The organism is Vibrio sp. C8 (genome assembly GCF_054051265.1).
In genome coordinates this window covers 16,969-39,200 of record NZ_JBPAOE010000017.1, presented here as the reverse complement: position 1 = coordinate 39,200, position 22,232 = coordinate 16,969, and the positions used below count along the sequence as shown (strand labels likewise).

Sequence of the window (22,232 nt, the reverse complement as noted above, 5' to 3'; positions counted from 1 at the left end):
CGTTCGAGTTCGTCCGACATTAAGAAAGCGGTGGCCTTTTTTAGTATGGATTTTTCTCTTTCCAAGCGACTAATTCGGGCTTCTAACTCCTGGATTTTCTGTTGTTCAGGCGTGAGGGCTTTGGTCGTTGGAGTTGTACCACCACGCTCAATTTTGAGCTGGTCGACCCAGTGTCGTAAAGCTGTTTCACCAATATCCATGGAGTGTGCAGCTTCTGCTATTGAGTATTCTTGGTCAAGAACTAAGCTTGCAGCATCCATTTTAAATTCAGAAGAAAATGTACGTCGTTGTCGTTTTGTCATTGAACACCTTATTTACAGTGGAGACTTTACCACCTAACTTGGTGTCCGGGATCATTAAACCACTACACTTTCAATTTGTTAAAACACTCTTGTGGTCTGGCAACTGCAAGAGCTAAACAAAAATTGAAAGGGGGTCATAATGGGGGACGAAAGAGCTTAGCGCACACGCGCTGGAACTGTAAATACTGATCCGCCCCAGCAGTTTTGGACACCGAGTTAAGTGAGTACAATCACTAACGAGGTGAACAATGACAACTAAGAAAACTAGAATTAAACATTCCGCTGAATTTAAGGCAGAAGCCCTGAAGTTAGCAGATAAAGTAGGAGTAGCTGCGACAGCAAGACAACTTTCTTTACATGAATCTCAAATCTACGGGTGGCGGAAGAACTCGAAGAAAGACACCAGTACTAGTCAGCGAGAGCAAGAGCTACACCGCAGAGGTTGCCAAACTTAAAAGGCAGTTGGCTGAGCAAGCAGAAGAGCTAGAAATTGTAAAAAAGGCCGCCACCTACTTCGCGAAGAATCTAAAGTAGATTGCTACGAGTTTATGCTCGAACACCTGCTGTGCTTCAGTATAGTGCGTATGGCTAAGGTGTTCGGGATATCCCGAAGTGGGTTTTATTACTGGATTAAGCATCGACACAACGCCATCCAACGCGAAGCTATTCGCCAAAAGCTTGATACAAAAATCAAAGAAGCTTTCGATAACAGCAAAGGCCGAGATGGCTCAAGGCGTATCCAAAAAGAACTGTCTGAGAGCGGTGATCGCTACAATGTTAAAACCATTGCTGCCAGTATGAAGCGTCAAGATTTAACGCCGAAAGCTGCACGCAAGTTTAAGTGCACTACGGACAGCAAGCATCAAATGCCAGTTGCTCCAAACCTGTTGGCTCAGAACTTTAGCGCATCGGCTCCGAATGAAAAATGGGCTGGAGATATCATCTATATAGCGACAAGCGAAGGCTGGCTGTACTTGGCGGTAATTATTGACCTTTACTCAAGACAAGTAATTGGATGGTCTATGGATACCAGAATGACGGCTACGCTGGTCTGTGATGCGCTATCAATGGCGTTGTTCCGTCGCGGATTCCCCGAGCAGGTTATCGATCATAGTGATCGAGGTAGTCAGTCCTGCTCAAAAGATTATCGAGGCCTCATAACTGCTTATAATCTAAAACAAAGTATGGTAGGAAAGGAAATTGCTGGGGCAATGCTTGTGTTGAGAGCTTCTTCCATTCTATGAAAGTTGAAGCGATTCAATATGAGCCGATTATGACTAGAGACCAGATGCGCCAAACGATCTTCGAGTACATAGAGGTTGATTATAATCGGACGAGAAGGCACAGTGCTCTTGGGTATCTAAGCCCAGTTAACTTTGAACAACAAAATGTCGCTTAATGAAGTGTCCATATATGGTCTTCCCCATTTGTGCAAGCTGCATTTCAGATAAAAGGGACAAGGTTAGCTATCATATATCCGGCCTATTGAGGAAGCTTTACTTAAACTTCGGACCTTGATGAATCATTCGCACGTGCCGTCCTTATCAGTCTGTCGGTTTTTTTCCGTGGACACTTTCAGGTTTTCAGCACGTCGGTTTGACCTGTTTTTCATCGAGAATTACAGTAACACAAATTTGGTATGTTTATTTGGGCTAGTTGTACACTATAGAGCTATTAACTTCTCAGCAGGTATGTATCTCTGCTTTTTAGCTACGATAACCCAAGCCATCCGAAGCATTTTGTTCGCATACGCAATGACCGCTCGATTAAAGCCTCTCTTTTCCACTAGTCGATTGATCCAACTACTCAGCATATCGTTCTTGTTTTTGGAGCGAGCTACAACAGCTCGCGCACCATTGATTAACTGACTGCGGGTATAAGAGTCTCCACGCTTACTAATTCCAAGCAAAAGAGGTTTCCCTCCGGTACTATGCTGACGCGGAACCAGTCCGAGAGCTGCGGAAGCATCCCGACCTCGTTTAAATTGTTGTCCATCACCCATCCATACTTTTAGTGTCATTCCAACGATTGGACCAATTCCTGGCATGGTAACGAGCCGTTGGCAGGTATCATCCTCTTTTGCAACAGATTTAATATAATCGTGATACCACTGAAGTTCTTCGCATAATTCTAATAGCCTTGATGTTGACGATTCAATAGCATGCGAAATGTATCGGTCAAACCATTAGTCGCGTCTTCGAGAACCAAAGGAAGCTCTCGCTTAAAGGCGGGAACACTTTTTTCAATAACGATACCGTACTCACTAAGCAGGCCCCTTATGTGATTAATTAACCGTGTTTGTTCCACACTTAATAAACGACGTGTTTGGAGAATACTTTGTTCATCTTGCTGACCTAAACTTTTTACAGCAACTTGTCGAATAGAGCCGTGTTGTGATGCTTCTGCAATCGCTAGCGCATCATTGTAATCATTCTTTTGTCCGCGTAAGTATGCTTTCACGTGCTGAGCTGGTAATAACTGTACTTCATGCCCTAGCTTTTGAAATTCTCGCCCCCAGTAATGAGAAGAACCGCAGGCCTCCATCGCAATCGTGCATTGCTCGTGATTAGCGAAGAAAGGTATGACTTTATTTCTACTTAGTTTCTTTTTAGCGACTTGCTTACCATGTTCATTTAACGTTATAAAATAGAAAGAGTTTTTTGCCAAATCGATACCAACTGTTTTACATCTCATCATGAATCCCTCACTAATTCTTCAAACTGAATGCACATGTCAATTTTGCCTCAACATGTTGCTGACTAAAGTGAGGGGAAGACCATTTCATCAGTCTGGCTGGAGCAGATCACAGTTCTAAAAAGTGCCCCATCAACAGCAAAAACTTGAAGCCTCGCCAAGTATCATCAGGGTAACGCTCTAACCCCCATTTGTGACTGCATTGTCTAAACAACCATTCTGGAGCCGCTTTGCCAAGGCGCTGCCTTGCTTGCGTTAAAGCACTTTTTGCTAACAATTCCTCATCAGCTAGTCCCTCTGCACAGACATTCATTCGCCGTGCGACTTCTGCAATAGGTTCATTGTGGAAGAACGCCATTCCAACAATAAGCCAAATAACCATATCACTAGGTAAGCGACGTCGACGGATAGTCACTTTATCGGAAAGTGTTGCGGCTTTAGCAATCCACTCATCAGGAATATGCTTGGAGAAAGTGATGAGCTGTGAGATATCAACAGGGCTTTCTTCAAGAAAATCAGCAAAACAGTTTTGAATAGACATAAAAAATCGGAAACCTATAAACAGGTTTCCGATTGTCTCTTATTATAAGGATCGGTCAACCGATCCTTATCTGATCTACATTGCGGCTATGCCGGAGGATAATTTTTTTGATGGAGTTAAAATTTATGTCTCTTGAGCTTGAGTAACGCATATATCAATGAGAAACTTTCTTAACGTTACGAATTTGGGCAATTATGGAAACTTATGGCTAAAGCTACCCTAAAAACTATAGCTGAATATACAGGTTTATCTGTCACGACAGTATCACGAGCACTTAAAGATGGTGATGATGTTAAACAACCGACAAAAGACAAAGTAAAAGCTGCTGCTATTAAGTTAGGATATCGACCGAATTTATCTGGCTTAGGGTTAAGAACAGGCATTAACTATAATATTTGCGCCATTCTTCCTGTTACAAAAGCTGGGGACATTGTCGGTGACGTAGGCACTCTTTCTTTGATAGCAGGTTTAACCGCAGGTTTAGAAGGTACGCCTTTCCATTTGACTGTTTTGCCATTAGAGCCAGACCAAGATTCTTTGGAGCCAGTGAAATATGCCGTAGAGAATAATTTGGCTGGCGGGATTATTTTCAACTTAACGCTTACCCAAGACGAGCGAGTAACTTACCTTCACGAGCAAGGTATTCCTTTTGTTACTTTTGGACAAACTGAGATGAGTATAGAGCATGCTTATGTCGATATTGATAACTATGATATTGGATATAGAGCTGCGAGCTACTTATATGATATAGGATGTAAGCGAATTCGTTTATTAAGTTCATCTCAGGTTTATACTTATGCTTGGCATAAGTATTACGGTGTCAAAAGAGCGTCTATGGAACACGGAATTAAGTTTTCAAAGGATACCGATATTATCTTTGATACTGACGTAGACAACTACCGTGAATACGCTAGGAAAATGATGGAATCAGATGATACTCCTGATGGCATTATTTGTGGCTCTGAGATTAGTGCTTGTGGAATGTTGGCTGGTATTCAGGATGCAGGTAAGGAAATAGGTAAAGACGTGCAAATTATAGCTGTGGAAACGTGTGATTTACCAAGCTTCTTTACGCCTCCTATTCCTGGATTAAGACAGGACTTCCATAGTGTCGGCAAAATGCTATCACGTTATATTGTGCAATGTGTTGAAGGAACAGACCCTAAAGACCTACAGTATGTCGAGAAAACAACGCTTTATCCTCGTTAAAATTACTGAAATATAAAATCGTAATCGTGTCATTTGAGGTCAGCGTAGAAGCGCTGACTTTTTTTATATAGTTTATGAGCAGCGTCAAAACTCAATACACATCACACTTATAATCTAAATTCTAAAGATATCCTTGAAACTATTTAAGAAAAAATCAAAAATGATAACGTTACGATTTTGAGGGTAAAACATGAAATACTTAGTCCAAGCATTCAAAGCTTATGACATAAGAGGCAAGTTGCCTGATGAGCTGAATGAAGACATTGCTTACCGCATTGGTAGAGCATATGCAGAGTTTCTTTCCGCTAAGAAAGTGGCGGTAGGTTACGATATTCGTTTGAGTAGTGAATCACTAGCTAAATTTGTACGTGAAGGCCTAATTGATGGCGGTACAGAAGTTCTAGACTTAGGTCTAGTAGGCACCGAAGAAGTGTATTTTGCTACCAGTCACCTTAAGTTAGATGGCGGTATCATGGTTACAGCAAGCCATAACCCGAAAGAATATAATGGGATGAAATTGGTTCGCGAACAATCTAAACCGATTAGTGGTGATTCAGGCTTGAATGATATCAAAGAGCTTGTATCGTCTAGAGAATATACCCCATCAAATAATTCCACTTTGTATACTCAAAAATCGCAACGTTACGATATTTCGTGTGAGTATACAAACCACTTACTTGGGTATCTGGATAAAGAGTGCTTACGTCCGCTACGTATTGTGGTCAACGCAGGTAATGGTGCGGCTGGACACATGGTTGATAATATTGAAGCAAACTTACCGTTTGAATTCATTAAAGTTAATCATAATCCGGATGGAAACTTTCCAAATGGTATCCCTAATCCGTTACTGCCAGAAAATCGCCAATCGACTATTGATGCAGTTATTCAACATAACGCGGACTTTGGTGTTGCGTGGGATGGTGACGTAGACCGTTGTTTCTTATTTGACGAAAACGGTCAGTTTATCGAAGGGTATTATATCGTTGGCATGTTGGCAGAAGCGTTTTTGAACAAAGAACCTAGCACCAAAATTATTCACGATCCAAGACTAACCTGGAACACTGTCGATATTGTTTCTCAAGCCGGTGGTGTTGCAATTCAATCAAAGACAGGACATGCATTTATCAAAGAACGCATGCGTGAAGAAGATGCTGTGTATGGCGGGGAGATGTCTGCACACCACTACTTTAGAGATTTTGCTTATTGTGATTCTGGTATGTTGCCTTGGCTTCTCATTGCAGAACTTGTTTCTAAACAGGGGCTAAGTCTTTCTCAGTTTGTTTCTAAAGCTCAATCTCGCTATCCAATCTCAGGGGAGATCAACCGTTATGTTCAAGATGCAAAAAGTGCAGTACAACGTGTATGGGATGAATTTATTGATACCGCTGTTGTAACAGATATCACTGACGGAATAAGTATGGAGTTTGATGAATGGCGCTTCAACTTACGTTCATCAAATACTGAGCCGGTAGTTCGTTTAAACGTAGAGTCGCGTGCTAACCCTGAACTAGTGGAATTAAAAACAAAACAAATTTTGTCACTGCTAGAAGCATAATGTGCAAATAGATTTAATTTTAGATATCAATTGGAGTTCAAAATGTCTGTAAAAATTATTGGTGATGCGATTCCTAATATGCCTTGGCAAGATCGCCCAGTGAATGAAAAAGACGTAATGTGGCGTCATAGTGAAAACCCTATTATCGATTGGAACCCATTCCCAGCAGCAGCTCGTGTATATAACTCTGCGGTTGTACCATTTGAAGGCACATTCATTGGCGTGTTCCGCTGTGACTACAAAAACGGTCGTCCACATTTACACGTAGGTCGCTCAAATGATGCTTTAAACTGGGAATTTGAGCATGATCCAATTGTATGGGCAGATAAAGATGGCAAGTCGTTCCAGCCAACTTATGCGTACGATCCTCGTGTCGTTAAAATTGACGATATCTATTACGTTACTTGGTGTACTGATGACCATGGCGCAACTCTTGGTGTAGGTATGACTAAGGACTTTAAGACATTTACACGCCTTGAAAATGCTTGTGTACCTTTTAACCGTAATGGTGTTCTGTTCCCTCGCAAAATTAATGGTCAGTTTGTTCTACTAAATCGCCCATCAGATTCAGGCCATACTCCATTTGGTGACGTATTCTTAAGTCATTCAAATGACATGGAATACTGGGGTAAACACAGACACGTTATGGGTAAAGGCGGAAGTGGTTGGTGGCAAGGTACTAAGATCGGTGCTGGTCCTATTCCGATTGAAACCTCAGAAGGCTGGTTGATGATTTATCACGGTGTATCGGGCACTTGTAATGGTTTTGTATATAGTTTCGGTGCCGCTCTACTAGATATTGATGAACCATGGAAAGTGAAATATCGTACTCGTGATTATATTTTAACACCTGAAAAGTCTTATGAAACAACAGGTTTTGTACCTAATGTTGCTTTCCCTTGTGCTGCATTAGCAGATGCAGATACTGGTCGTATCGCCGTTTATTATGGTGCTGCTGATACGTATTCGGCAGTTGCGTATACAACAGTTGATGACCTTATTCATGAACTTAAGACTAATTCTGAAGTTTTTTAAAGTTTTCCAAACTGACTAAATTTAGAGCAAATTCGTAACGTTGCGAATTTGCTCTTTAAAATTGAATTTAACTATTAAATTTCTTAAAAATAGAATTTGATCAAATTTAAAGGCTTAACATGTCAATTTTTAATGAAAGACTTTCGTTTTTAGAATCTGAGTTTAAAAAGAACACAGAATATAAGAATGAAGCAGTTAAACCAGGTAATGGTTTATTTTATAGATACGAAAAACCTGTACTAACGGCTCAGCATGCGCCGTTAGCATGGAGATACGACTTAAACCCTAAAACAAATCCATTCTTGATCGAGCGTTTAGGTATTAACGCTGTTCTAAACCCTGGGGCAATTGAACTGAATGGAAAATTCTACCTTGTTGCTCGTGTAGAAGGTTATGACCGTAAGTCTTTCTTCGCTGTTGCTGAATCTGAAAATGGTATAAATGGATTTGCATTTTGGGATAAACCATGTGTTATTCCTGAAACGGAAGAACCTGATACGAATGTTTACGACATGCGTTTAGTTAAGCATGAAGACGGCTATATCTACGGTTTGTTCTGTACTGAACGTAAAGATCCTAATGCAGCTCCTGGTGATGAATCTGCTGCTGTTGCTCAATGTGGTATAGTTCGTACGACTGATTTAGTGACTTGGGAACGTCTTCCTGATCTAAAAACTCGATCTGCTCAGCAACGAAATGTTGTACTGCATCCAGAATTTATCAATGGTAAATATGCCTTATACACCCGTCCTCAAGATAGCTTTATTGAAGCCGGTACAGGCGGCGGTATAGGTATGGGATTCTCAGATTCCATGGACGGAGCTGTTGTTGAACACGAGTACGTCATCGATCCTAAGACGTATCACACAATTAAGGAATCTAAGAACGGCCAAGGTCCTGCTCCAATAAAAACGGACAAAGGTTGGTTACATATTGCTCATGGTGTTCGTAACACCGCTGCGGGTCTTCGTTATGTATTGTATAGCTTCATGACTTCTCTTGAAGATCCTAAGCAGGTGACACATCGACCTAGTGGCTATTTCTTAGCTCCTGAAGGTAATGAGCGAGTTGGTGATGTATCGAATGTTGTATTCTCAAATGGATTAATCGCTCGTGAGAATGGTGAAGTGTTTATTTACTATGCATCTTCAGATACTCGTTGCCACGTATTGACTACTACTGTCGATCAACTTGTTGATTACGTGATCAATACTCCCAGCGATCCTCTTACCTCTGCTGCTTGTGTTAAACAGCGTATAGAACTAATTGAATCGAACAATAAATATAAATAGTCAATAAATAATTAAGAGTACTTCTACGTGCTCTTAATATATTGTGACCTTTGTAATAATTTTAATTATATCCGTAACGTTAATCGCTAAATAAAGACCTCTAAGTAAACCAAAAATAGAATTGGATCTCAAATATGATCTGATTTTTTATAAATGGGATAAATTAGTGATCAAAATCGTAACGTTACTATTTTTTGTTTTGATATAATTCTTTTGCCATCAGTGGTTCCTTACTAGAAAAGGTTTTGCTAGGGATGGCACTTGAAAAAGTTCCTACAGTAACGATAAGAAGAAACACTATGAAATTAAATAAATTGACGAAAGGCATTATCTTAGGATTGGTTGTAACATCTGCGCCTGCACTTGCTCTGGAAACCGCTACTGAGTTTCACGGCTATATCAAATCTGGGTTGCTATTGAATGGAGACGGTACTCGTTCAAACTCTTTGGGTTTGTTTACTAATTACGGAAAGTTCCGTCTTGGTAACGAACAAAACACTAAAATTGAGTTGCTGCCTACTTTTAAATTTACTACTGATGAAGGTACGTGGGCAAAAGTTCGTACAAATCTCACTCATGAAACAAATTGTACGGCTGACTGGAATTGTCAAGATGGTGATAATCATGACATTCAGTTTCGTGAAGGTTTTGTTGAAATGGGCGGATTTTCATTTTCTCCAGAAAGTGTGTTTTGGGCGGGTAAACGATATAGCTCTTCCAACACTTCAAATCACCAATACGACTGGGAATACATTCAATACAACGGTACAGGTGGCGGTGTAGACAAAGTCGATGTCGGATTCGCTAAAATGGACATCGGTATTTACGCTTTTATGCCTGGAGATCGACATAATGAATCACCAGCAGATTCAACTGTTCAAGGATATTCAGACGATCTATCCTTAAATGTCTGGTTTAAGAAAATTGCAGACACTGGCTTGGATGTACAGCTTGCTGCCCATTCAATGGAAGAGCATTCTTGGCATAAAGGTGCTGCTACAGATGGTTTTGGTGCTACAGGTGTCTACAATTTTGATGGCTTCTATGGTGTAGCAAGCGGTTATTCTCGAATCGCGGTTCAATATGGTCAGGGCTTAGCTTCCGGTGACTCATTGGGCAAAAATGGTTGGGGTTTTGCTAACTCTGAAGATACTAAATCTGCACGTGTTGTCTTCGATGGGGTTGCAAATCTAAGTGAATCATGGGAGCTTTCTACTTTTGCTTTCTACCAATCAGATTCTGATTACTCTCCATGGAGTGACTGGAGCGATGCTTCAACTGTAGGTTATGACCGAGACAGTTTCGCAATTGGTGTGCGTCCGCACAATCAAATTACTACAAACTTCGCGATGCAGTATGAGCTGGGTTACGAACATATCAAAGAAGACAAAGTCGATGGTGCAGACGGCGGTTTTTACAAAGTGACAATTGCTCCAACTCTAATGTTAGAAACAGGATTTTGGGCACGTCCTCAAATTCGCGCTTTTGTGACTTACGCGAAATGGGATGATGAAGCAGCAGCGAAAATCGATAGTGGCTATAAGCGTAACGGTGATACAGACACGCTTAACTTTGGTGTTCAAGCCGAAGTGTGGTTTTAAATTGCTTTATCTAAACACTAAATTCATGTCTTAGGTTTCGGAGAGAGCTTTGCTCTCTCCTTTTCTCGTAATTCGGAAGTGCTATGAAAGTTGTAACTCAAGTCATTATCGCGTTTGTGAGCGTAATAGTTATATTTTCTATGACTAATGCTTTTACTGTTCATCGGTCAACATTAGCAAAACAGAGCCTAGCTGAGATTATTCAAAGCTCTCTGTTACTTAATACGACAGCAAATGATTTACAACATCAAAGCCAGGCTATCGATTTGCAACTTAACGATATTCTAACGCTTAAAGATATCGCTAAGGTCGAGTTGGCAGAAAATAGCTTACATTTGAGCTATGACAATTTGGTAACAAGCATACTTTCTGCTCATATTTCTGACACGACTAACAAGAAGGAGCTAAAGGAATTGCTTCAGTCATGGAAAGACGTCTCTGACCAAATTGTGGCGTCAAAGAAAGCAATACTGTCAATAGATCATACAATCATTCGAGGTCGTAAAGAGTTAGAAAACATCACCGCCTCATCAGACATAATATTGAAAAGAGTTTTGGGGAAGAAGGCGGATGTAGACGAGTTTTTGCAAAAGGACATAGAAGCATACTTAGAGAAACGTAATGCTGCTATAGCTTTGTCTAATAGAATTCTGTTTATTGGCGATTTAGAAGAGGCAATCGCAGTTCAGCAACAGATTCAGTATTTGGAGTCTTATTTAACTGATGAAGAAGAATACTTGTTAGATGAACTGGAAGAGTTAAAAAACGAAGGTGATTATCAAGGTATTAATGAGCAGTTAAAACAGTATTTATTCTCTGAATCTGGAATTAGTAGAAATCAAATAAAATTGCTAACAACATTAAAAGAATTAGAGCAAGCTAAAGAACAATATGCGGCCTATAAAGCAGAGTTCTCAAACTATTTAAAGCAAATAATATCTGTCGTAAATAGTAATAATCAGAAACTAAAATCCAGCGTGACGAATGTTCTGGATACTATCGTCTCCTTCCAATTAGTTTCACTTGCAATTTGCGTAGTATTTGTATTGTTCGCAGGTTCCATACTGACTCATAAGATCAAAAAGCCTATTGGTTATGTACTTAATATATTAGAAAAGATGGTCAATGGAGACTATGTACAACAAGTTCGTACACATGGCTGGAGTAAAGAGTTCTTATGTCTAACACAACAGCTAGAAGATGTAATCAAAACAAATAGAGCATTGATTAATCAGGTTAAAAAAAACAATTCGTCGTTAAGAGAACAAAGTCAAAAAAACTCCCAAGCTATTGGCAATGTGTGTGAAGCTGGAAGTGATCAAATGTTGTCTATGCACTCTATTTCATCCGCAGTCGAACAACTTGAGAAGATTAGCAAAGATACTCAGGATGCGGTTGAAAAGGTTATGGGACATACGCACCTTGTTCGTGAATTTGTAGAGCAGACGCTTACTTCAGTGGAAGTAATGGCGAGTGGTAGTGATCAGCTAAACCAAAGAATCATAGAAAGTTCAAAAACAATAGCTGATGTAGAGCATAGAACTTCAGAAATTAGCCAAATTATCACGGTTATAGATGATATTGCTAATCAGACTAATTTGTTAGCCCTCAATGCAGCTATTGAAGCTGCAAGAGCGGGAGAGTACGGTAGAGGTTTTTCTGTTGTTTCCGATGAGGTGGGTAATCTTGCGAAACAAACGACTCAATCTACTCACAAAATACAAAACATGATTGATAACTTGAACCGAGCTAGTGCTGTTGCTGTTCAAGGAATGTCTTTGTGTTCTTCTCAGATGCAGGAGAACACTATTCACCTTCAAGAAACAAAGAGCGTGATAAATCAGATTGATATGCATATATCTGATTTAGTATCGGAAACCGATGTTATTACTCGTTCATCGACTGAACAATTTCAATCATGTTCTTATATCGCTACCGCAGTTGCTGATGTTGTATCTGGTTTGGAAATTAGCATAAGTGCATTAGAAAGTGTAAATGAACGCAGTTCTCACCTCTTATCTCTATCTAAGCAGCAACACCATGAGTTAGACAAATTTACCACTTAGTTTTTGTAGGGGACTTTGTGAGTACTTATGTGCTTACCACGAAGAAACTACTTTGAGGAGAGAAAAATGATAGAAATAAAAGGTACGGTAAAACAATACGCTTGGGGGGGGTACCATTACTTGCCCATGATGCTTAATTCTGGATTAGGAAATGAGCCTACAGCGGAATTGTGGCTAGGTGATCATAAGTCAGGTTCAGCGACACTCATTGATGGCTCCCCGTTATCTAAGTGGATTGAAGCGGCTCCCGAATATCGATTAGGTAAAGGCTTAGTCTTGCGTTATGGGTGTCGTTTACCCTATTTATTCAAGGTATTGGATGTACGCGAGCCGTTATCTATACAAGTTCATCCAACTATTGAACAAGCCAAAAAAGGTTATAAAAGAGAGATTTCTAAGGGGATTCCTTCAGACAAACGTAGCTACCATGATGACAATCACAAACCGGAGTTAATGTTAGCTTTATCCGATTTTTATTTATTACACGGATTTCGTAACGTTACGGAAGCTAAAGAAGAGTTGAATAAATATAAATCTCTTCAGGAACTCATGGAGCTGTATTCAAGTGTTGGGATTAAAGGGTTTGTCTCATTAATCTTTAACCTACCAAGCTCCAACCTTGAGAAGTTACTTACGCCTATTATCGAGGCTAATCGTTCAGCATATAAACAAAATGAAATTTCAAAATCTGAGTCACTATTTTGGTTTATGCGTGCGGTAGCGAGAATCGAACGTGATCAAATGGAACTCGATGCAGGGTTACTAATGATATTCATTATGAACCTAATGTACGTGTCTAAAGGCGATGTTGTCTACCAAGATGCAGGTGTTCCCCATGCTTACTTAGAGGGACAAAACATAGAGTTAATGGCTAACTCAGATAATGTTGTTCGTTGTGGGTTAACTCCAAAGCACGTTGACACCCGAGAGTTATTAGAAATAACAGATTTCACGCCTATTACACCAGAGACGGTCGAAGGAAGAAAACGTTTAGACGGTAGCACTGACTATATTGTTCCTGCGGACGATTTTGCACTTAGAGAATATAAGCTAGAGAGAGGACAGTCACTGACTACGCCTGAAGATAAAGGTGCATGTATTTGGTTTGTTCTTAGTGGGGAAGTGAAGTTAGACAATCAACAGCACTATTCAAATTCAGGTAGTGCGTTTTATCAAAGACCTGGCGAAGTAAACGTATTGCGAGCTATTTCTGATGCTGTGATTTATCGTGCTTCGGCTTCAACTAATTGATTTTACTTTTGTAGTTGGTTAGGTGACTGATCAACTATGCATTGGGTAGTTATTATGGATTTTTTATCACGTATATCTATTAAGAATCGGATACTTCTCATTATCTTAATTCCAATATTGGCTATCAGTGCTTACTCCTATAAATGGGGACGCGAGGCTATTGAAAAAAAACAGATGATGGTGATTTTGTCTGTAGCTACTGAATACATTGAGTTAATATCGCCGTTAATAGCTGATTTAGCTAAAGAGCAGGTGGTTACACGCACTTACATCTATAGTTCGAACGAACAGGTTGATTTGCAAACCATGCAGAATCAACGGGCGGAAACTAATGAATCAAAAGAGCAATTTCTACGCTTTTTGAAAACTAATAGTGAGCAAATTAACAGTATATTCTCAGGTCAAAACAGTATTGCTGATATAGAAAGAAAGATTACACAGCTCGACTATATTCGAAGGGTGTCTGACAAAAAATTAGATCATTCAGATGAGTATAAAAGTGACTTCGATGGCAATACTATCTGGACCGCTGTAGATATAGATAGGTTATCCGACTATTTAATAACTTCATTGGCTAACATTGCAACATTTTCTAGGAAAGACCATGAACTTGACGGGATAACGAACTCGTTTTTTTTCTTGTTTAAAGCGGCTAGTGCTAGCCGCACATTAAATCAACTGATCACGGACTCTATCCAGGGTAACTTCAGTGCATACCAATTCGGTCAGTTAATGCATTATCGTGCTTTGGAATCAATTCATAGGGAAACATTTGTCGAATTAGCTCCAGTTAATATAAAAGAAATCTATGAGGATAACATGTTATCCAATGGTGTTTTGGATGATGTTAACTCTACTTACTGGGCTGTATTTAACTCTTATAGCGGCGTGGAGAAAAATCAATTTGATTGGGATAAAAATAACTGGCTGAAAGAGCGAGAGAGAATTTCTAACGCCTATGAGCAAATGATGGCGTCTGTGCTTGATATGTTGATTGCTGTACGAGAAGCAAAGACTGAAGAAGCTGAACGAAAAGTTTTATTTAGTTTGAGTGAAGCCGCTGGGCTGTTTTGTGCCATTTTATTGATGTCTTACATCATTATGAACAGTATAACAATGCCTCTTGAACGATCGGTAAAGGCTATTAACGAGCTTTCGACAACGAAGAATATGGCAATTGTACTTAACGAAGAAGGTAATGATGAATTAAGCAACTTATCAAAAGCGTTTAACTCTTTGGTTCAGAATTTCAATGAAATTATTAAATCGGTGAAAGAGCAAGTACATCGTTCTACAATCCTAGTTACTGAATGTACTCAAAAAATGGATTTAGCTAACGAGCTTGCGAGTAATCAGCTTCATATGACGGATAGTATTTCGGTTGCAATGACTGAGATGAGAGTAACTGTAGGGGAAGTATCTCACATTTCTCAACGGACAGCGTCAAGTGTTCAAAATGTGCATGATATATCTAATAAAGCTGAAAATGATTGGAAGTTTAGTCGAGATGGATTGAATAAGCTTCTCGATGAAATGGATGCTGCTAATGATAAAGTAAACAGTTTAAACTCAGAAGCATCTCAAATTACATCGATCTTGGATGTTATTCAGAGCATCGCTGAACAAACGAATCTCTTGGCACTAAATGCTGCGATTGAGGCAGCAAGAGCAGGAGATTCTGGTCGAGGTTTCTCTGTGGTTGCTGAAGAAGTCCGTAAGTTAGCTAACAGAACACATGAGGCTACCTCAGAGATCCGAAGCCAAATATCTCGGCTCGTCGAAGGCTCTACATCTGCAAGTAACACAATGAAACGGCTCAAAGGGGAAGGTGAAAGTAGTGTTGCTTCTGCCATTAATGCGGCAGAAGCATTTTCTAAGCTAAAAGTTGAAATTGATGAGATTTTAGAAATGTCTACGACAGTCGCTACTGCAACTGAAGAACAAGCAACTGTTTCTATGGATATAGGTGAAAGAGTTGTCTCAATAAAGGATGACTCCTCTCGATTACTAGTCCAGTCGACTTCCACTCGTGATGCTATGAGGCAGTTGTCTTTAGAAAATGACACGCTCATTAGATATGTAGAGCAATTTAATACTCGAATATAAAAATATCCCTATATAGGGTAATGCCAGTCAGTTAAGCAGACATCAATAAAACCAAGGGCTCCAGACTGATTTACTACAATCATTCTGAAGCCCTTGCTGTATCTATACTTCGGCTGCTTTATCGGTGTTTTGCAATCCTAGTTATACATTGAATAAAATGTGCATATTTATTCAATAAGATGACTAGCTGATCGGCATTACCCATATAGGGGCTTATGAGCACCATGATAAAAATTGTAGTCGTAATGCCTTTGGCCAAACGCTTTTTTAGATAGTAAATACTTAGGAATTTAATTTATGGAACTTGGTTTATCACAATGGTCTTTTCACCGTTCGATGTTAGGTAACAGTCGAGATAATTATGAACAATATCTTCGTGATTTACATTCAAGCAATTCCGACAAGGTTCTTCGAGGGGAGATGAGCCATGATTTGTTTCTTGATACCGTTCAAGAGTTAGATATTAAAATCGTCGACTTAGTCAATATACTCATGTTTTCTAAGGCCACAGATCGCAAATGGTTAAAAGCTTACAGAAGCAAAGCTAACATCAAGGGGATACGCTTTGACTGTCTAATGTGTGATGAGCTTGGTCATCTTGGAGCATCATCTGGAGAAGAACGGGATATTGCTTTGAAAAAACATCTTGTTTGGCTAGAGGTAGCATCAATATTGGGTTGTCAAATGATACGTGTAAATGCATATGGAGATGGTAGCTATTTGCAATTACTAAAACAATGTTCCCTGAGTATTTCCATGTTGGCGGATTGCGCAAAGGAGTATGGAATTAAGGTAGTTATTGAAAATCACGGTTTTGCATCAAGCAATGGCGCTTGGTTAGCTATGTTGATCGAACAAATTGGTCGGGAAAATGTCGGTGTGTACTTGGATTTTGACAATTTCTTTATGGGAGGTTGGCATCACCAACCGAAGCGTTATTACGATAGAACACAAGGAGTAATAGACCTCGCTCCATATACATTTGGTGTAAGTGCCAAGTCGTACGATTTTAATCAATTTGGTGATGAGATCAACATCGATTTTAACTCTTGTATTGCTCTACTTCGTGCGTCCGGATACGATGGAATCATTTCTGCTGAGTATGAAGGTGAAAACCTTACAGAGTTTGAAGGAACATCAAAAACTAAAGAACTAATTCTTAAAAATATGATCCGTCCAACAGTTTTGGACACCAAGTTAAGTGAGTACAATCACGACTGAGGTGAACAATGACAACTAAGAAAACTAGGGTTAAACATTCTCCTGAGTTTAAGGCAAAACCCTGAAATTAGCCGATAAAGTAGGAGTAGCTGCCGCAGCAAGGCAGCTTTCCTTACATGAGTTAAATCTACGGGTGGCGGAAGAACTCGAAGAAAGACACCAATAGCCGTCAGCGAGAACAAGAGCTAGCCGCAGAAGTTGCCAAACTCAAAAGGCGGTTAGTTGAGCAAACAGAAGATCTAGAAATTGTAAAAATGCCGCCACCTACTTTGCGCGATTCCAAAGTAGATTGTTACGAATTTATGCTCGAACACCTGTTGTGCTTGAGTATTGTGCTATGGCTAATGTGTTCGGGTATATCTCGAAGTGGGTTTATTACTGGATTAAGCATCGACACAGCGCCATCCAACGCGATGCTATTCGCCAAGATCTTGATACTAAGGTCAAAGAGGCCTTTGAAAAAAGCAAATGCCGAAATGGTTCAAGGCGCATACAGAAAGAACTGACTGAGAGCGGCGAGAACCACAATGTTAAAACTATTGATGCCAGTATGAAGCGTCGAGACTTAACGCCGAAAGTTGAACGTAAGTTTAAGTGCACTACGGACAACCAACATCAAGTGCCAGTTGCTCTAAGTCTGTTAGCTCAGAACGGCTCCGAATGAAAAATGGGTGGGAGATATCACCTATGTCGCTACAACGGCGTTTTTCAAGCTAGTTGTCACTACTTGACTAATTATCAAGCAGCTTCTTTTTCTGGGTTCAGGTGAACTTCTCCGATTGGTTCGCAGTTGCGTATTTTCCCTGACCAACGCTCTGGTTTTGCTTGGCGATGAGCCATCAACACCTTCGCTCTTTTCTTTAAGATCGCCGTATCCTTTCCACTATGCCGCTCAGAGGGCGTTACATAATTCAGGCGATTATGTTTATGCTGGCTGTTGTACCAGATTACAAAATGCTCTACCCAAGCTCGACTTCTCTCGAGACTTTCGAAGCCCTTCGATGGCCAGTTAGGGACATATTTCAAGGTGCGGAACAATGACTCGACATACGGGTTGTCATCACTCACTCGAGGGCGACTTTATGAAGACGTAATGCCCAGCTCTTCCATTTTTGCTTTGAACGTCAACGACTTCATTGGCGCACCATTATCTAACGCTTGATTGAAGCATTGCTCCCGTATCAGCGTACGCTGAAGCAGTTGAGAGGCCATCTCTCCACACTCTCGGTTATAGACTTCATAACCGACGATTTTTCGGCTGTAGATATCTTCGATAGCATAAAGGTAATAATGCTGCCCGCGGACACCTGATGGCAGGTACGTAATATCCCAGGTATAAACCTGGTTTGGGCCTGTTGCTGTGTAGCTTGTCGGTTTTGATGATTTTTTACGGCTACGTTGGCGACCTCTACGGTTGAGTTGTCCTGCCGCTTTTAATACGCGATAAAAGCTGGCTTCAGAAGCGATATACTCACCTTTATCCAATAGTGTTGGCACTATCTGACCAGGTGGTAGGCTGGCATAATCAGGCGAATTACTCATATTAATGATAGCCTGTCGCTCTTGCTCTGAGAACTTGTTAGCAGGCTCTGGTCTCAACGCCGTTGGTCGTTCATCAGCTTGCACTTTTCCGTTCTGATACCAGCGGCGGTAAGTACGCAAATCTATCTCTGCTTCATTGCAAGCGCTCTCTAAGCGACTACCGCTCTGACACGCGTCATGGATAAGCCTGACAAGATTTTTCCTTTCATCGGTTGAGGTTAGTCGTCCTCTGCCTCTTCCCCGTAAAAGGCTCTCAGCTTTTTTCTTAGCACCAACAAGGCAGCCGTTTCCGCTAACGCTTTTTCTTTAAAACGAAGCTCTTTCTTTAATTCTTTGATTTCATGCTTATCGGCTTTGGCTTGCTTCTTTGCCTCGGCTTCACGCTCTTTTGAAGACATAAAACCCTGCATACACTCGCTGCGCCATTGCTGGACCTCTTCTGGATACAACCCTTTTTCACGACAATACTGACTTAACTCGTTTTCAGTCATGGAAAACGTTTCCGCGACAATGGCTAACTTAGTTTGCGCAGACCAATGCTCTGAAGAGGTATGACTGTTTGGCACAACGGCTCCTGATTCACGAAGTTGTTTCCGCCAATAATACAGTGTCGCATCACTGATGCCCTCTTCTTTTGCTACTTCTGCTACAGAGCGAGAGTGCGGGGGGTAACAACTTTTTCAATACTGCTTCCTTTCTTTCTTGCGAGTAACGGGACATATTTCCTCTGTTACCGCCCCTCTAATTGGTTGATTTTTAACAGTGACAACTAGCCTGACACAGGGGGGGGAGGGGAAGACCATTTCATCAGTCTGGCTGTAGCAGATAATTTTTTCTAACGGCGGCTCTGTAGACAATAGGCCACTTTCAACAAGTTCATTTCTCCACTTAGATACCACGGAACGGCTCGCATCTAATTATTTAGCAATTCTTCGATGAGACCAATTATATGGCGGTAGCAATCAAGTTTGACCTTTCGTTTTCACATCAATTGGAATTGGATTAGCTGACATAGTTATCTCATTAAAAATCTAGACGACAACTATGCTGACACGGAGAGGAAACGAGCGCTCGTAATCACCGAAATACGCAATAACATTTAATAACATTTGTATAGTGATCTAAATCACTTTAGGTTTATGTTTGAAACGATATAAAAATAAAAAATTATTTTAAATCAATTATATAAATTGAATTCGATAATGTGTGCCGTTTGTCGCATTTTATCTATGTTTATGATAGTTCACACATAATCGTAACGTTATGATTTTAGGGCGTTCTGTTAAAATGTAATATTAATGAGGAATATAAATCATAAAAAATGTGGAACAATTATGAAACTTAGAATAGTAACGACAGTCATCCTAGCGGCTTTGCCATTTAGTTGCCTTTCAGCTGACACATTAGTCAACTCACATGCAACTAAAGAAACTAAAGCCCTGTACCAGAACCTCAGAGATCTTGGCGATCAAGTTATATTTGGTCATGAAGACTCCTTAGCATATGGCGCCAATTGGTGGGGCTATGATTCTGATGGTAATACTAAATCAGACATTAAGGATGTCACAGGCTCATTTGCGGCAATGCTTGGCGTAGATATGGGTGGCATAGGGCTTGGTAATAAAGAAAACTTAGATGGTGTTCAGTTTGATGATTATGAACGGTATATCAAAGATATTTTCCGTTTAGGTGGTGTGACAACAATATCTTGGCATATGTATAGTCCTGTTGATCAACATCATTCATGGGTCAAAAATTCATATGTCAAAGATCTTATCCCAGGAGGGAAGGCTCATGTGCAGCTAATGTCGTATTTAGATACTTTTATTATATTTAATGAAAAGCTTAAAGTGGCTGTTGATGGAAAGGAGGTGTGGATACCGATTATTTTTCGCCCATGGCATGAACATAATGGTGATTGGTTTTGGTGGGGGAAAGGACACACAAGTGAGTCTGATTACATAAAACTATGGAAATTTACAGTGGAATACTTAAATTCCAAAGAACAGAACAACCTAATTTATGCATTTTCTCCTGATCGTTCTCGAATCGATATGGATAACTTTATTACCTCGTATCAGTATGGGTACGCAGGTGATAACTATGTCGATATTATCGGCTATGATAACTATTGGGATTTGGGGCATCCTGCTAATAAGCTTGGGGTCGTCGAACAACAAGCCATGTTTATACAAGGCTTAGAAAAATTGACTGATTTAGCTGAAAGCAAAGGTAAAGTTTCCGCTTTATCTGAAGGAGGGCAAGAAGGAGTGCGAGAAGCGAGGTTTTGGACGCAAAGGCTAGCCGCCGGCATTTTTGCAAATGAGAAAACTTCCCGAATTTCTTATGCGCTAGTCTGGAGGAACAACAACGAAAGCAATGGTAAAAAAGGTCACTATTTTGGGCCATATCCACAAGAACAGAGTGCTAAAGATTTTGTAGAGTTTTACAAAAACGACAAAACAGTATTTATGAGCAATGTTCCTGAGCTATATAAGTAAACTTTTTATGGAGAGTGATGGGCACTGTTATGAATTGTGCCTACAACTCTTTATAACCGTGTCCTACTCCCCATAATCCAGTCCAGTCTACGCTCAGTAATGTTCATCCAACCAAGGAGATGATGAACATGAAAAAGCGATTCAATGAACAGCAAATCATTACTATTTTAAAGGAAACTAAAGCGGGTATTCCCGCTCGAGATCTTTGCCGCAGCATGGGATCTCAGATGCAATGTTCTGCACATGGAGCAAAAAATACGCTGGACTGGATGTCTTTGAAGCCCGTCGGCTTAAGGCACTGGAAGACGAAAACGCTCGACTCAAAAAGTTATAGGCCGTGACGCTACTGGATGCGGATGCCCTGAAAATTGCTCTCAGCCAAAAGTACTGACCGTCGAGGACAAGTGCGCAAGGCTGTTAAAGTGATTCAGGATGGCACTCAGCTTTCAGAACGCAGAGCCTGTTTACTCGTCGGTATTCAACTCGCATCAATGCGATATCAACCTCAAGCTAACCACTTCTGATGATAGGTTTCAGGCCCGGATAAAAGAGCTGGCATTGGAACGACGTCGATTTGGTTATCGTCGTATTCATCGTCTTTTGAGGCTAGAAGGGTTTGATGCTAACCAGAAGCGAGTTTATCGCTTGTATTGTGAGTTGGGCTTAACGGTCAGCAAGCGGAGACGCAGAAAATCACAGTCGGTTGAGCGAGAGCCTCTCTCTTGCTTCCTTCCGTACCGAATCACACGTGGTCTATTGATTTTGTGATGGATGCTCTGAGTAACGGCCGACGGATTATATGCCTGACGATTGTGGATGATTACACAAAAGAGTGCTTGGATATTTCTGTCGCTACGGGGATCTCGGGTGATGAAGTCGTGATCACGCTAGAGTCTATTGCTGCATTTTGAGGTTATCCAACAGCGATACGAACTGATCAAGGACCAGAGTTTACAGGGAAAGCCCTCGACCGATGGGCTTATCAGCATAGTGTGATTTTAAAATTAATCCAAGCAGTAAAACCGATACAGAATGCTTATATTGAAAGTTTTAATGGTAAGTTCAGGGATGAATGTTTAAACGAGCACTGGTTTAAGGATCTGAGTCATGCTAGTGAGCGGATCAGTCTCTGGCGAATGGATTACAATGAGAATAGCCCCCCACTCAGCACTGAATTACCTAACTCCATCTGAGTTTGCATCACAACAACAAGAACGGCACGAAACAACGGTAATTTAACTAGCATTACTAATGAAGTTTTGGATTAGTTCTCGGGGGCATGTCCCAAGTATGAATATGTTAGCTCATACTTGGGC

The 22,232-nt window shown here is 40.5% G+C and carries 13 protein-coding genes and 5 pseudogenes; 13 read left to right on the top strand and 5 right to left on the bottom strand.

All coding sequences use genetic code 11. The features are described from left to right. Positions 1 to 302: transposase (locus ACRQQK_RS10785; RefSeq protein WP_457511374.1), on the bottom strand; the 302-nt coding region annotated here is incomplete at its 3' end. 248 nt (positions 303 to 550) lie between these two features. Here ACRQQK_RS10785 and ACRQQK_RS10780 point away from each other — a divergent pair. After that, positions 551 to 1,701 (top strand): annotated as a pseudogene (locus ACRQQK_RS10780) (IS3 family transposase). Between the two features lie 264 nt (positions 1,702 to 1,965). Here the strand turns inward: ACRQQK_RS10780 and ACRQQK_RS10775 are convergent. From ACRQQK_RS10775 to ACRQQK_RS10765, 3 genes and pseudogenes are all read right to left on the bottom strand, one after another. Then, positions 1,966 to 2,349 carry a transposase gene (locus ACRQQK_RS10775; RefSeq protein WP_457511373.1) on the bottom strand — a complete coding sequence of 128 codons (384 nt, stop codon included), beginning with the start codon at positions 2,347 to 2,349 and terminating at the stop codon, positions 1,966 to 1,968. Between the two features lie 83 nt (positions 2,350 to 2,432). After that, on the bottom strand, positions 2,433 to 2,996 hold the full coding sequence (locus ACRQQK_RS10770; RefSeq protein ID WP_457511372.1) for an IS110 family RNA-guided transposase: 564 nt from the start codon (positions 2,994 to 2,996) through the stop codon (positions 2,433 to 2,435). A gap of 113 nt (positions 2,997 to 3,109) precedes the next feature. Further along, positions 3,110 to 3,537, bottom strand: a pseudogene (locus ACRQQK_RS10765) (transposase domain-containing protein); the annotation flags it as partial. A 204-nt stretch (positions 3,538 to 3,741) separates the two neighbouring features. Here ACRQQK_RS10765 and ACRQQK_RS10760 point away from each other — a divergent pair. From ACRQQK_RS10760 to ACRQQK_RS10715, 10 genes and pseudogenes are all read left to right on the top strand, one after another. Further along, entirely contained in the window at positions 3,742 to 4,746 is a 1,005-nt protein-coding gene (locus ACRQQK_RS10760) for a LacI family DNA-binding transcriptional regulator (protein ID WP_457511371.1), read from the top strand. 190 nt (positions 4,747 to 4,936) lie between these two features. After that, positions 4,937 to 6,301 (top strand): phosphomannomutase, encoded by a 1,365-nt coding sequence (locus ACRQQK_RS10755; protein ID WP_457511370.1) that lies wholly within the window; start codon positions 4,937 to 4,939, stop codon positions 6,299 to 6,301. Between the two features lie 42 nt (positions 6,302 to 6,343). Beyond that, positions 6,344 to 7,336 (top strand): glycoside hydrolase family 130 protein, encoded by a 993-nt coding sequence (locus ACRQQK_RS10750; RefSeq protein ID WP_457511369.1) that lies wholly within the window; start codon positions 6,344 to 6,346, stop codon positions 7,334 to 7,336. 119 nt (positions 7,337 to 7,455) lie between these two features. Next, entirely contained in the window at positions 7,456 to 8,628 is a 1,173-nt protein-coding gene (locus ACRQQK_RS10745; protein ID WP_457511368.1) for a glycoside hydrolase family 130 protein, read from the top strand. A gap of 299 nt (positions 8,629 to 8,927) precedes the next feature. Beyond that, a complete protein-coding gene (locus tag ACRQQK_RS10740; RefSeq protein ID WP_457511367.1) occupies positions 8,928 to 10,229 on the top strand; it encodes a carbohydrate porin in 1,302 nt (433 codons plus the stop codon). Positions 10,230 to 10,312: 83 nt separating this feature from the next. Further along, a complete protein-coding gene (locus tag ACRQQK_RS10735; protein WP_457511366.1) occupies positions 10,313 to 12,295 on the top strand; it encodes a methyl-accepting chemotaxis protein in 1,983 nt (660 codons plus the stop codon). A 66-nt stretch (positions 12,296 to 12,361) separates the two neighbouring features. Then, positions 12,362 to 13,546, top strand: a complete 1,185-nt coding sequence (gene manA / locus ACRQQK_RS10730) for a mannose-6-phosphate isomerase, class I (RefSeq protein ID WP_457511365.1) — start codon at positions 12,362 to 12,364, stop codon at positions 13,544 to 13,546. Positions 13,547 to 13,600: 54 nt separating this feature from the next. Then, positions 13,601 to 15,652, top strand: a complete 2,052-nt coding sequence (locus ACRQQK_RS10725; protein WP_457511364.1) for a methyl-accepting chemotaxis protein — start codon at positions 13,601 to 13,603, stop codon at positions 15,650 to 15,652. 297 nt (positions 15,653 to 15,949) lie between these two features. After that, a complete protein-coding gene (locus ACRQQK_RS10720; protein WP_457511363.1) occupies positions 15,950 to 16,873 on the top strand; it encodes a sugar phosphate isomerase/epimerase family protein in 924 nt (307 codons plus the stop codon). A gap of 8 nt (positions 16,874 to 16,881) precedes the next feature. Then, positions 16,882 to 17,574: pseudogene (locus ACRQQK_RS10715) on the top strand (IS3 family transposase); the annotation flags it as partial. 37 nt (positions 17,575 to 17,611) lie between these two features. On the opposite strand, the pseudogene ACRQQK_RS10710 reads toward ACRQQK_RS10715, so the two are convergent. After that, positions 17,612 to 19,135 (bottom strand): annotated as a pseudogene (locus ACRQQK_RS10710) (IS3 family transposase). A 614-nt stretch (positions 19,136 to 19,749) separates the two neighbouring features. On the opposite strand from ACRQQK_RS10710, the gene ACRQQK_RS10705 reads away from it, so the two are divergent. Together ACRQQK_RS10705 and ACRQQK_RS10700 are read left to right on the top strand one after the other, a co-directional pair. Continuing rightward, complete coding sequence (locus ACRQQK_RS10705; RefSeq protein WP_457511362.1) at positions 19,750 to 20,916, top strand: glycoside hydrolase family 26 protein; 1,167 nt, start codon at positions 19,750 to 19,752, stop codon at positions 20,914 to 20,916. A gap of 128 nt (positions 20,917 to 21,044) precedes the next feature. Beyond that, positions 21,045 to 22,155, top strand: a pseudogene (locus ACRQQK_RS10700) (IS3 family transposase). Positions 22,156 to 22,232 lie beyond the last annotated feature (77 nt).